Genomic DNA, 11,720 nt, shown 5'->3' with positions numbered 1-11,720 from the left:
CCGCCACCGACACCGCCGCCACGGCCGCCGCCGAGGCCCATCCGCGCTTCGCCGAGGCCCTGCGGGAGTTGGGTCTCGATGTCGAGATCCGCAAGTTCCCGGAGGCCACCCGGACCGCCGCGTCGCCGCCGTGGCCACCGGCCTTGACGACCGCGGCGGCGGCCAGGTCGTTGCTGAAGCCGGTGAACCAACTGTCGGACGTCTCCTGGTTGTCCACCTCCGCCGAGCCCGTCTTGGCGCCCTTGTCGCCGCCGACCGTGGACATCGCCGCCTTGGCGGTGCCCCAGGCCGCCGTCTGGCGCATCATCTCGGTCAGCTGCCGGGAGACGTTCGGGGACAGCGACCTGGCGGCGGTGGCGATCGTCCGGCCGTCGAGGTCCCGGTCCACGAGGATCGGCTGGCGGAAGGTGCCGGTCCGTGCGGTGGCGGTGATGGACGCCACGTTGAGGGCGTTCATCTGGACCGTGCCCTGGCCTATGTACTGGGCCGCCGCCTCGCCGCCGGTCGCCTCGGGGACGCTGCCGTCGTAGGTCACCACGCCCGTCTGCCAGTTCAGGCCGATGCCGAAGACCTCACGGGCCTCCTCGGCGAGCGCCGCGTCGTCCTTCGTGTCGTCGATCAGCTTGATGAAGGCCGTGTTGCAGGACCGGGCGAAGCTGGTCGTCAGGGTGCCCTGCGGAATGTCGAAGCCGTCCAGGTTGTGGAAGGTGCGGCCCTGGTACATCGCGGTCTTCGGGCATTCGATCGGTTGGCCCGCCGAGGCGAGGCCCTTCTCGATCAGCATCGCGGCGGTCACGATCTTCATCGTCGAACCGGGCGCCTGCTTGCCCTGCAACGCCGCGTTGAAGCCGTTGGCCGGGCTGTTGGCGATGGCGCGGATCGCACCCGTGGACGGCCGGACCGCGACCACCGACGCCTGGCCGAACCGCTTCACCGCTGTCTCGGCCGCCGCCTGGATCCCGGCGTCCAGGGTGGTCACCAGCTTCCCCGGCCTGCCCTTGGTGAGCGTCAGCAGGGTCTTGTCGGGGGTCTTCCCGTCCGCGCTCTCGATCCGGGTCTCGATGCCCGCGGTGCCGCCGGCCTTCTCGCCGTACTTCTCGCGCAGCGCGTCCAGGACCGGCCCCAGCGAGGGGTACTTCTCCTTGGTGAGCACCTTGCCGTTGTGGTCGACCGCCTCGATCGCCGGGGCCGACGCCTCGCCCGTCTTCAGCGACGCGCCGTCCGCCAGGTCCGGGTGGATCACCGCGGGGGACCAGTCCACCAGCGGCCTGCCGGTGGTCAGGCCGCGCACCACGGTCAGCTCGGAGGCGTACGACCAGGGCTTGGACCTGCCCTCGAACGACACGGTCGCCTTCACCGTGTACGGCACCTTCGAGCCGACCGCCGGGCCCGGCGTGATCACCGCCTCGGTGACGTGGGCCTCCTCGCGGTAGGCGGCGAGGGCCGGTCCGGCCTCGCCCGCGTTGTTGGTCAGCTGGGACGCGGCGGCCGAGTCGCCGCTCGCCCACGCCTTCAGGAACTTCTCCGACGCCTCGCCGATCTCCTCCTCGGTGACCGGCCCCGTCTTCACCTCGGCGGACGTGGAACGGCTCTCCGTACCACCGCCACCGCCCAGATCGTCCAGGATGTTGTACGCCCCGTACCCCACCCCGCCGACCACGACCGTGAATATCCCGCCGACTATGGCGACCTTCGCTCCACTGCGCATCCTGCAGTCCCCTCCCCAGGAGCCCCCTTGAACGTGTTCAAGGGGATGCTGGTCGGCACACTACGGGAGGGGAGGGGCGGTCGAGACGGTTGTTATGGGAACGGGATACGCGGTACGTGCCCCCTGAACGCACAGGCGGACGGTTCGCCCCGTTCCCGGGCGGTGCGTTCCGGCCCGAGGTCACCGGGGTGCCGGGTCCAGCCAGGGCTGCCGGCCCGGGCCGGTCGGGTGGGTGCCGGTGACGCCCATGACCACCGAGTAGAGGCTGGTCTCGGCGGTGATGAAGAGGCGGTTGCGCTTGGCGCCGCCCCAGGAGATGTTGGCGACCGTCTCTGGGACGTCCAGGCGGCCGATCAGGGTGCCGTCGGGGTCGTAGCAGTGCACGCCGTCGTCCATCGCGGCGACCCAGAGCCGGCCGCCGTCGTCGAAGCGGAGGTTGTCGAAGCGGGCCTTCCCGCGGGCCCCCGCCTCGGCGAAGACCTCGCCGTCCGACAGCGTGCCGTCGTCCCGCACGTCGAAGACGCGGATGAATCCGGCCCGGGTGTCGGAGACGAACAGCTGCCGCTCGTCCGCCGAGAAGACCAGTCCGTTCGGAGCGCCGAAGCAGTCGGCGACCAGGCGTACTTCGCCGGTGGCCGGGTCGATCCGGTAGACGTTGTTGGAGCCGATCTCGCTCCGCGCGCGGTAGCCCTCGTAGTCACTGGTGATGCCGAAGTCCGGGTCGGAGAACCAGATCGAGCCGTCGGACCTCACCGTCGCGTCGTTCGGGCTGTTCAGGCGCTTGCCCTGCCAGTGGGAGGCCAGCACCGTGATCGTGCCGTCGTGCTCGGTCCGGGTCACCCGGCGGTTGCCCTGCTCGCAGGTGATCAACCGGCCCTCGCGGTCGAGGGTGTTGCCGTTGGTGTGCCCGGCCGAGCGGCGGAAGACGCCGACCGCGCCGGTCTCCTCGTCCCACCGCAGCATCCGGTCGTTGGGGATGTCGCTCCAGATCACCTGCCGCCAGGCGGGCAGATAGATCGGCCCCTCGGCCCAGCGGCAGCCGGTGTACAGGACCTCCAGCGCGTCGTCGCCGTTCATGCACCGCCCGGTACGGAACCGGTCGTCGAACATCTCGTACAGCCCGGGGCGTTCACCGCTCACAGGGTCCACTCCTCACGAAAGACGCCGTGTGCCGAATGAAAATCGGCATGAAGTGAAGATTGCAAGATGGGATATGGTCCTTGCAAGGAAATGCTGGACGGAGAGTTGTGGATCACATAGACCGCGAGCTGCTGGACCGGCTCCAGCAGGACGCCACCCAGTCCTACGCCGCGCTGGGACAGGCCGTCGGCCTGTCCGCCGGCGCCGCCCACGAGCGGGTGCGGAAGCTGCGCGAGCGCGGCGTCATCCGGCGCACCACGGCCGAGGTGGACCCGGTCGCCGCGGGCGGCGCCGTCCTGGCCTACGTGATGGTCGACTCGACGTCCTGGATGGGCGATTCGGCGCAGGACTTCGCCGCGCTCCCCGAGATCCTGGAGGCGCACGTCATCGCCGGCAGCGCCTCGGTGCTGGTGAAGGTCAGGACCGCGACCACCGAGCAGCTGCAGGACGTGCTGCGCCGGGTCTACGCCATCGACGGGGTCAGCGGGACGCAGGCCACGGTGGTCCTGGAGACCTTCTTCGAGCGGCAGCTCTCCCCGCTCGCCGCCGATCCGGGCTGATCCGGACGGGCGGGCCCTCAGCGGACGGTGAGCACGATCTTGCCGGTGGTGCGGCCCGTCTCGCCGAGCGCGTGCGCCCGGGCGGCGTCCGCGAGCGGGAAGACGGCCTCGACGTGGGCGTGCAGGGAACCGGCGGCGACCAGGTCGGCGACGGCGTTCATGCCGGCGTGGTCGGCCTCGACGAGGAGGGTCTTGACGCGGATCCCGCGGGCGGCGGCCCTCGCCGCCTCGTCGGGGTCGGTCCCCGGCAGGAGCGACACGAGGACGCCGCCCGGCCGCAGGACGTCGAGGGAGCGGACGCGGGTGTCGCCGGACAGGGGGTCGAGCACCACGTCGACGTCCCGGACGGCGTCGCGGAAGTCGATGGTGCGGTAGTCGACGACCTCGTCCGCGCCGAGCGAGCGGACGAAGTCGTGTTTGGGGGCGCTCGCGGTGCCGATGACGTACGCGCCGCGGGACTTGGCGATCTGGACGGCGAGGTGGCCGACCCCGCCGGCGGCCGCGTGGACCAGGACGCGCTGCCCGGCCCGTATCGCGGCGGTGTCGACGAGTGCCTGGTGGGCGGTGAGGGCGGCGAGCGGCAGGGCGGCGGCCCGGACGTGGTCGACGCCGGCGGGCTTGCGGGCGAAGGCGCGGGCGGGGCCCGTCACGTACTCGGCGTGGGAGCCGACGCCGTGCGGGTAGGGCAGCATCCCGAAGACCTCGTCGCCCGGCTCGAACAGGGTGACGCCGAAGCCGACGGCCTCGACGACGCCGGACACGTCCCAGCCGAGGACGAGCGGCAGGCGGTTCAGGAAGAGACCGGCGGCGCGGTGCTTCCAGTCGGTCGGGTTCATCCCGGCGGCGCGCACGGCGACCAGGATCTGTCCCGGGCCGGGCACGGGCCGCGGCAGCACGACCTCCTTCAGCACCTCGGGGGTGCCGTGGGTGTCCTGGCCGATGGCGCGCATGGTGGTGGGGTTCGTCATGTGCTCCAGCCTCGCCCGGGCCCCCCGGGCCGTACCATGGCATGAATGCCATCTTCCGACGGGATCGTGCCATGACCGTCCACCGTGTCGCCGTCCTCGCGCTGGACGGGGCGTACCCCTTCGAGCTCGGCATCCCGAGCCGGGTCTTCGGCGCGCTCCTGGACCGTTACGAGGTCCTGACCTGCTCCGTCGACGGCGGCCCCGTCGCCACGAACGCGGACTTCTCGGTCACGGTGGGGCACGGGCCCGAGGTGCTCGCGACGGCGGACACGGTGCTGCTGCCGCCCTTCGACATCTCCCGGCTCTCGCGCGAGCTGCCGCCGGGCGCGGGCGAGGCGCTCGCGGCCGTACGGCCCGGGGCGCGGATCGTGTCGATCTGCACGGGCGCCTTCGTGCTGGCGGCCGCGGGGCTGCTCGACGGCCGGCCCGCCACCACCCACTGGGCCGTCGCCGACGTCTTCCGCTCCTGGTACCCGCGGGTGGCGCTGGACCCGGACGTGCTGTTCGTGGACGACGGGGACGTGCTGACCTCGGCCGGTGCCGCCTCCGGCGTCGACGTCTGCCTGCACCTCGTGCGGCGGGACCACGGCACCGCCGTCGCCAACCACGTGGCCCGGGCCTGCGTCGTGCCGCCGTGGCGGGACGGCGGCCAGGCCCAGTACATCGAGCACCCGGTGCCCCCGGCGTCCGCGAACGGCACGTCGGCCACCCGCCAGTGGGCGCTGGAGAACCTGCACGAGCCCCTGACGCTGACGGAGCTGGCGGATCACGCCCGGATGAGCCTGCGCACCTTCGCGCGCCGGTTCGGCGACGAGGTCGGGACGAGCCCCGGCCGCTGGCTGATCCAGCAGCGCGTCTCCCGCGCCCAGCACCTCCTGGAGACCACCGACCTCGCCGTCGACGACATCGCCGGACGGGTCGGCTTCGCCACCGGGACCTCGCTGCGCGAGCACCTGCACGCCGCGATCGGCGTCTCACCGCTCGCGTACCGGCGCACCTTCCGGGGCGCCGGTACGCCGGGCTGAACGCCCCCGGGCGGAAGGTCCTCACCCATTTCGAGAACCCGGCACGCGTGTCACCGACATCCCGGGGCCGTCCGCGGGCCGTCCGCGGGCCGTCCGAAGGCGGCCAATGGGCACCGATGATGGCCGACAACCACCGAGGGGCCGCAGTCGACGACTGCGGCCCCTCGGTGCGTTTTCCCAGCTAGATCCAGGTGTCCAGCCACATCCGGTCGCGCCACGAGCCGTCGGGGATCGGGGCGCCCGTGTAGATCGGCCAGAAGTAGATGAAGTTCCAGATGATCAGCAGCACCAGGACGCCCGCCCCGATCGCGCCCAGCGTCCGTCTGCGTTCCATCGCGGGGTCGTCGCCCGCCGGGACGGCCTTCACTGGGCCGGATCCCGTCAGGTCGGACACCGCTCCCGCCCCCGGTCCCAGCATCGCGCCGATCATCATCGTCACCGCCAGGCACAGGAACGGCACGAACACGACCGCGTAGAACAGGAAGATCGTCCGCTCCTGGTAGAAGAACCAGGGCAGCCAGCCCGCCGCCACGCCGCAGACGATCGCGCCCGCCCGCCAGTCGCGGCGGAAGAACCACCGCCACAGCACGTACGCCAGGGCGAAGCACGCCGCCCACCACAGCAGCGGCGTCCCGATGGCCAGCACCTCGCGGGCGCACTTGCCGCTGCCCGACGTCGTGCAGCCCGGCTGCTCCTCCCAGAAGTACGAGACGGGCCGGCCGAGCACGATCCAGCTCCAGGGGTTGGACTGGTAGGTGTGGCCGGACGTCAGGTTCACGTGGAACTCGTAGACCTGGTACTCGTAGTGCCACAGGCTGCGCAGCCAGTCCGGCAGCCACGTCCAGTGGCCGCCCTGCCCGTCCGTCGCCGCCCAGTTCCGGTAGTAGCCCTTGCCGGTGACGATCCAGCCGGTCCAGGAGACGACGTACGTCAGGAGCGCGACCGGCACCGTCGAGACGAAGGCCGGCAGCAGGTCCCGCTTCAGCACCGCCCGGTACGGCCGGCGCGCGCCCGCGGTCCGGCGCGCGCCCACGTCCCACAGCACCGTCATCAGACCGAAGGCGGCCAGGATGTACAGGCCGTTCCACTTGGTGGCGAAGGCCAGCCCCAGCATCAGCCCGGCGACGATCCGCCACGGACGCAGCCCGAGCCGCAGCCCCTCCGCGACCTCCGCGTCGGGGCGCAGCACCCCCTCCTCGTCGACCGGCAGCGCGGCGGCCAGCCGGCGCCGTGACCAGTCGCGGTCGATCAGCAGCGCGCCGAACGCCGCCAGCACGAAGAACATCAGCACCAGGTCGAGCAGCGCGGTGCGGCTCATCACGAAGTGCAGGCCGTCCACGGCGAGCAGCGTGCCCGCCAGGCAGCCCAGGAACGTCGAACGGAACAGCCGCCGGCCGATCCGGCACAGCATCAGCACCGACAGCGTGCCGAGCACCGCCACCATGAACCGCCAGCCGAACGGCGTGAAGCCGAAGAGCTGTTCACCGAAGCCGATGATCCACTTGCCGACCGGCGGGTGGACCACGTACCCCGGATCGACCGGGATCTCCACCTTCGACGGGTCTTCCAGGATCAGCTTGTCGATGTCCTTGGGCCAGTCGCCCTCGTACCCCTGGTTGACCAGCGCCCAGGAGTCCTTCGCGTAGTACGTCTCGTCGAATATCAGCGCGTGCGGGCTGCCCAGGTTCCAGAACCGCAGCACCCCGGCGACCAGCGCCACCAGCAGCGGTCCGCCCCAGGCCGACCACCGCACCAGGCGCTCGGCCATCGGCGGGGAGATGCCGAGCACCGCCCACAGCTGGGTGCCGGGCCGGGTGTACGTCGGAACAAGCCGTTCGCGCAGCCCGATGCCGGACCGGGGCGAATGGCCGAAGCGGCGCAGCCGCTGCTGCCAGGATGCCGACTCTTCGCCGTGCGGTTCCCCGGCGTCTTGGCCCTGTCGGGCTTCGGGCGCAGTACTCGTCACCGCGCCATCGTAGGGAACGCGTCTGTGCGAGCGCTGGCGCCCGGGCTGGGAGGATGATTCCTGTGACTGGAACGACTGGAACGCTGGTACTGGCAGGAACCCCCATCGGCGACGTGGCGGACGCCCCGCCGAGGCTCGCCGCCGAGCTGGAGACGGCGGACGTCGTCGCGGCCGAGGACACCCGCAGGCTGCGCCGCCTCACCCAGGCGCTCGGCGTCCACACCACGGGCCGGGTCGTCTCCTACTTCGAGGGCAACGAGGCGGCCCGTACGCCGGAGCTCGTCGAGGCGCTGACCGGCGGGGCCCGGGTCCTGCTGGTCACGGACGCCGGGATGCCGTCCGTCTCCGACCCCGGCTACCGGCTGGTGGCCGCCGCGGTGGAGAAGGACATCAGGGTCACCGCGGTCCCCGGCCCGTCCGCCGTGCTCACCGCGCTCGCCCTCTCCGCACTGCCCGTCGACCGGTTCTGCTTCGAGGGCTTCCTGCCCCGCAAGGCGGGCGAGCGGCTCGGCAGGCTGCGCGAGGTCGCCGCGGAACGCCGCACGATGGTCTTCTTCGAGTCCCCGCACCGGATCGGCGACACCCTCGCAGCGATGGCCGAAACTCTCGGTACCGACCGGCGGGCGGCCGTGTGCCGGGAGCTGACCAAGACGTACGAGGAGGTCAAGCGCGGCCCGCTGGGCGAACTGGCGGCCTGGGCGGCCGACGGGGTGCGCGGCGAGATCACCGTCGTCGTCGAGGGCGCGGCCGACACCGGCCCCGGGGAACTGGACGCGGCGGAGCTGGTGCGCAGGGTGCGGGTGCGCGAGGAGGCGGGGGAGCGGCGCAAGGAGGCCATCGCCGCCGTCGCCGCCGAGGCGGGGCTGCCCAAGCGCGAGGTGTTCGACGCGGTCGTCGCGGCAAAGAACGCGGCTCGAACCGGCCCCGAAGAGGGCAAAGGACTATCGTGAAAAGCAAAGCGAGAGCCGCGCGCGGACCCTTTCTGCCACGAGAAGGCCAAAACCGCTCCAACACTCGACAGGGCCCGATGCGCTCCCGTCGGTAAAGGCGTCCACTGGGTCAGGGACGCATTCTCCGGAGTGCTTTGTCCGGCGGACAAAGGAGCAGGGCATGAGCGAGATCGCAGTGACCACCGTGCACGAGGCGTATGCCTTCGCCTGCATGAGGTGCGGGTACGGGTGGGAGCAGGCTTATCAGATAGAGCACCACATCGACGGTTCCAACAACGACTTCGTCATCTACAAGGCGGACGGGGAGCGGGTGCCCTCACCCCTCTCCAGGCCCACCTGCCTGAACTGCGGCGGCCACGTGGTCCGGATCATGCGGGCGGGGCGGGTGTCGGCCGTCCAGCAGCTGCTCCACAGCCCCCAGCCGTCCCGGCCGCCGATGCCGCCCGTGCCGGCGGACACGACCGGACAGGGCAGGGCCGACACCCGACGAGCCCCGGCCGCCACTGCCGCGCCCTCGGACGCGGGGCGCCACTGGCGCCTGTCCGACCTGCTGCACCCCTTCCACCGCAAATAGACGACCGGCGGGGGCTTCGGCCGTACGCCCGCCGGTCCTCGGGCGGCCGTCGGTCCTCGGGTGCCCGCCGGTCCTCGTACGATCGTCGGCATGAGCCGTACCGAAGCCCCGCCGCTGCCCGAACCCCTCCGGGTGCCGGTCGCCGATTCGCACACCCACCTGGACATGCAGGACGCCACCGTCGAGGAGGGCCTGGCCAGGGCCGCCGCGGTGAACGTCACCACCGTGATCCAGGTGGGCTGCGACGTGGCCGGGTCGCGCTGGGCCGCCGAGACCGCCGCCGCGCACGCCTCCGTGCACGCGGCCGTCGCCCTCCACCCCAACGAGGCGCCGCGCATCGTGCACGGCGACCCGGACGGCTGGTCGCGCCAGGGTGCGCGCGAGGCGGGCGGGACGGCCGCGCTGCACGAGGCGCTGGCGGAGATCGACGCGCTGGCCGCCCTCGACCACGTGCGCGGCGTCGGCGAGACCGGGCTCGACCATTTCCGCACCGGTCCCGAGGGCATGGCCGCCCAGGAGGAGTCCTTCCGGGCCCACATCGAGATCGCCAAGCGGCACGGCAAGGCGCTGGTCATCCACGACCGCGAGGCGCACGCGGACGTGCTGCGCGTCCTCGCCGACGCGGGCGCCCCCGAGCGGACCGTCTTCCACTGCTACTCCGGCGACGCCGACATGGCCCGGATCTGCGCGGACGCCGGATACTTCATGTCCTTCGCGGGCAACGTCACCTTCAAGAACGCCCAGCCGCTGCGGGACGCCCTGGCCGTCGCGCCGACGGAGCTGGTGCTGGTCGAGACGGACGCCCCGTTCCTGACCCCCGCCCCGTACCGGGGACGGCCCAACGCGCCCTACCTCGTTCCCGTCACGCTGCGTGCGATGGCCGAGGTGAAGGGCCTGGACGAGGACACCCTGGCGGCGGCGATCGCCGACAACACCGCGCGGGCCTTCGACTACTGAGGGGCGGGAGCAAAACGCGGGGCGCCTTACGCTTTACAGGTGAGTACCACTGAGCCCGACGCCCTCCTGGGCCCCGCAGACATCCGCGAGCTGGCCGCGAAGCTGGGCGTGCGCCCGACCAAGCAGCGCGGCCAGAACTTCGTCATCGACGCCAACACGGTCCGCCGGATCGTCCGGACGGCGGAGGTCCGCCCGGACGACGTCGTCGTCGAGGTCGGCCCGGGGCTCGGCTCGCTGACCCTGGCGCTGCTGGAGACGGCGGACCGGGTCGTCGCCGTGGAGATCGACGACGTGCTGGCGGCGGCGCTGCCGGCCACCGTCGCCGCCCGGATGCCGGAGCGCGCCGACCGCTTCGCCCTGGTGCACTCCGACGCGATGCTGATCCGGGAGCTGCCGGGCCCGGCGCCGACCGCGCTGGTCGCCAACCTCCCGTACAACGTCGCCGTGCCCGTCCTGCTGACGATGCTGGAGCGCTTCCCGTCCATCGAGCGCACCCTCGTCATGGTCCAGGCCGAGGTGGCCGACCGGCTGGCCGCCCGGCCGGGCAACAAGGTCTACGGCGTGCCGTCGGTGAAGGCCAACTGGTACGCGGAGGTCAAGCGGGCCGGGGCCATCGGGCGCAACGTCTTCTGGCCCGCCCCGAACGTCGACTCCGGACTGGTGTCGCTGGTCCGCCGCACGGAACCGGTCACGACGAGCGCGAGCCGGGCCGAGGTCTTCGCGGTGGTCGACGCGGCCTTCGCCCAGCGCCGCAAGACGCTGCGGGCGGCCCTGTCCGGCTGGGCGGGCTCCGCCCCGGCCGCCGAGGCCGCGCTGGTCGCGGCCGGGATCTCGCCGCAGGCCCGCGGCGAGGCGCTGACGGTCGAGGAGTTCGCGGCCATCGCCGAGCACAAGCCGGCCGCCGAGGCCGCCACCGGGGGTGCCGCGTGAGCACGGCCGTCACCGTCCGCGTCCCCGCCAAGGTCAACGTCCAGCTCGCCGTCGGCGCCCCGCGCCCCGACGGCTTCCACGACCTGGCCAACGTCTTCCTCGCCGTCGGCCTGTACGACGAGGTCACCGTCACCCCCGCCGACGCGCTGCGGATCACCTGCTCCGGCCCGGACGCCGCCCAGGTCCCGCTGGACGCGACGAACCTCGCCGCCCGCGCCGCGATCGAGCTGGCCGAGCGGCACGGCATCGCCCCCGACGTGCACATCCACATCGCCAAGGACATCCCCGTCGCGGGCGGCATGGCGGGCGGCAGCGCCGACGGCGCCGCCGCGCTCCTGGCCTGCGACACCCTGTGGGGCACCGGCGCCACCCGGGACGAGCTGCTCGACATCTGCGCGCGACTGGGCAGCGACGTCCCGTTCAGCCTGGTCGGCGGCGCCGCCCTCGGCACCGGGCGCGGCGAGAAGCTGACCCCGATCGAGGTCGGCGGCACCTTCCACTGGGTCTTCGCGGTCGCCGACGGCGGGCTCTCCACCCCGGCCGTCTACGGCGAGTTCGACCGGCTCACCGCCGGCACGGACGTACCCGCCCCCGTCGCCTCCCCGGCGCTCCTGGAGGCGCTGCGCTCCGGCGACACCGCCGCGCTCGCCGGCGCCCTGGGCAACGACCTCCAGCCCGCCGCGCTCTCCCTGCGCCCCTCGCTGGCCGACACCCTCGCCGCGGGCACCGGGGCAGGCGCCCTGGCCGCCCTGGTCTCCGGCTCCGGCCCGACCACCGCGTTCCTGACGGCGGACGAGGAATCGGCCCGGAAGGTCGCCGACGCGCTGACGGCATCGGGAACGTGCCGCAAGGCGCGTACCGCGGTGTCGCCCGCGCCGGGCGCGCGAGCCGTCTGACGGGGGCCTCGTACTCATCCCGGATCTGAGTACGGCCGCGCTGCCG

Annotated in this window: 11 protein-coding genes; 7 read left to right on the top strand and 4 right to left on the bottom strand. The window is 72.7% G+C overall.

The window, feature by feature from the left end:
- A partial coding sequence (locus EAO76_RS15530; protein ID WP_148836667.1) for a penicillin-binding transpeptidase domain-containing protein occupies positions 1-1,708 on the bottom strand: 1,708 nt, incomplete at its 3' end.
- A gap of 180 nt (positions 1,709-1,888) precedes the next feature.
- A complete protein-coding gene (locus EAO76_RS15525; protein WP_148836538.1) occupies positions 1,889-2,848 on the bottom strand; it encodes an SMP-30/gluconolactonase/LRE family protein in 960 nt (319 codons plus the stop codon).
- Positions 2,849-2,955: 107 nt separating this feature from the next.
- Here EAO76_RS15525 and EAO76_RS15520 point away from each other — a divergent pair, with 107 nt between their 5' ends.
- A complete protein-coding gene (locus tag EAO76_RS15520; protein ID WP_148836537.1) occupies positions 2,956-3,408 on the top strand; it encodes an Lrp/AsnC family transcriptional regulator in 453 nt (150 codons plus the stop codon).
- Positions 3,409-3,425: 17 nt separating this feature from the next.
- On the opposite strand, the gene EAO76_RS15515 is transcribed toward EAO76_RS15520, so the two are convergent.
- Complete coding sequence (locus EAO76_RS15515) at positions 3,426-4,358, bottom strand: NADP-dependent oxidoreductase (RefSeq protein ID WP_148836666.1); 933 nt, start codon at positions 4,356-4,358, stop codon at positions 3,426-3,428.
- Between the two features lie 59 nt (positions 4,359-4,417).
- Between EAO76_RS15515 and EAO76_RS15510 the strand changes: the two genes are divergently transcribed.
- Positions 4,418-5,401 carry a GlxA family transcriptional regulator gene (locus tag EAO76_RS15510; protein ID WP_376038569.1) on the top strand — a complete coding sequence of 328 codons (984 nt, stop codon included), beginning with the start codon at positions 4,418-4,420 and terminating at the stop codon, positions 5,399-5,401.
- A gap of 181 nt (positions 5,402-5,582) precedes the next feature.
- Here EAO76_RS15510 and EAO76_RS15505 read toward each other — a convergent pair whose 3' ends face one another.
- The gene (locus EAO76_RS15505) at positions 5,583-7,367 is read right to left on the bottom strand and encodes a dolichyl-phosphate-mannose--protein mannosyltransferase (RefSeq protein ID WP_148836535.1); all 1,785 of its coding nucleotides are present in this window, start codon (positions 7,365-7,367) and stop codon (positions 5,583-5,585) included.
- A 53-nt stretch (positions 7,368-7,420) separates the two neighbouring features.
- Here EAO76_RS15505 and rsmI point away from each other — a divergent pair, with 53 nt between their 5' ends.
- The 5 genes from rsmI (at position 7,421) to EAO76_RS15480 (ending at position 11,674) form a co-directional block, all read left to right on the top strand.
- Positions 7,421-8,317 carry a 16S rRNA (cytidine(1402)-2'-O)-methyltransferase gene (rsmI, locus tag EAO76_RS15500; protein ID WP_148836534.1) on the top strand — a complete coding sequence of 299 codons (897 nt, stop codon included), beginning with the start codon at positions 7,421-7,423 and terminating at the stop codon, positions 8,315-8,317.
- Positions 8,318-8,477: 160 nt separating this feature from the next.
- Positions 8,478-8,891 carry a hypothetical protein gene (locus EAO76_RS15495; RefSeq protein ID WP_148836533.1) on the top strand — a complete coding sequence of 138 codons (414 nt, stop codon included), beginning with the start codon at positions 8,478-8,480 and terminating at the stop codon, positions 8,889-8,891.
- 90 nt (positions 8,892-8,981) lie between these two features.
- On the top strand, positions 8,982-9,848 hold the full coding sequence (locus EAO76_RS15490; protein WP_148836532.1) for a TatD family hydrolase: 867 nt from the start codon (positions 8,982-8,984) through the stop codon (positions 9,846-9,848).
- Positions 9,849-9,887: 39 nt separating this feature from the next.
- Positions 9,888-10,778 carry a 16S rRNA (adenine(1518)-N(6)/adenine(1519)-N(6))-dimethyltransferase RsmA gene (gene rsmA, locus EAO76_RS15485; RefSeq protein ID WP_148836531.1) on the top strand — a complete coding sequence of 297 codons (891 nt, stop codon included), beginning with the start codon at positions 9,888-9,890 and terminating at the stop codon, positions 10,776-10,778.
- A complete protein-coding gene (locus EAO76_RS15480; RefSeq protein WP_148836530.1) occupies positions 10,775-11,674 on the top strand; it encodes a 4-(cytidine 5'-diphospho)-2-C-methyl-D-erythritol kinase in 900 nt (299 codons plus the stop codon). The genes rsmA and EAO76_RS15480 overlap by 4 nt, the downstream gene beginning before the upstream one ends.
- Positions 11,675-11,720 lie beyond the last annotated feature (46 nt).

It is taken from the genome of Streptomyces sp. sk2.1 (assembly GCF_008120935.1).
Lineage (GTDB): Bacteria > Actinomycetota > Actinomycetes > Streptomycetales > Streptomycetaceae > Streptomyces.
The sequence above is the reverse complement of the archived record's forward strand: the minus strand, read 5'-3'. Positions and strand labels throughout refer to the sequence as shown.

What these genes read in the sequence shown, in the direction of transcription:
- EAO76_RS15490 (WP_148836532.1), top strand. Translation starts at nt 8,982, where the DNA reads ATGAGCCGTACCGAAGCCCCGCCGCTGCCCGAACCCCTCCGGGTGCCG.
- EAO76_RS15510 (WP_376038569.1), top strand. Translation starts at nt 4,418, where the DNA reads ATGAATGCCATCTTCCGACGGGATCGTGCCATGACCGTCCACCGTGTC.
- EAO76_RS15495 (WP_148836533.1), top strand. Translation starts at nt 8,478, where the DNA reads ATGAGCGAGATCGCAGTGACCACCGTGCACGAGGCGTATGCCTTCGCC.
- EAO76_RS15515 (WP_148836666.1), bottom strand. Translation starts at nt 4,358, where the DNA reads ATGCGCGCCATCGGCCAGGACACCCACGGCACCCCCGAGGTGCTGAAG.
- rsmI (WP_148836534.1), top strand. Translation starts at nt 7,421, where the DNA reads ATGATTCCTGTGACTGGAACGACTGGAACGCTGGTACTGGCAGGAACC.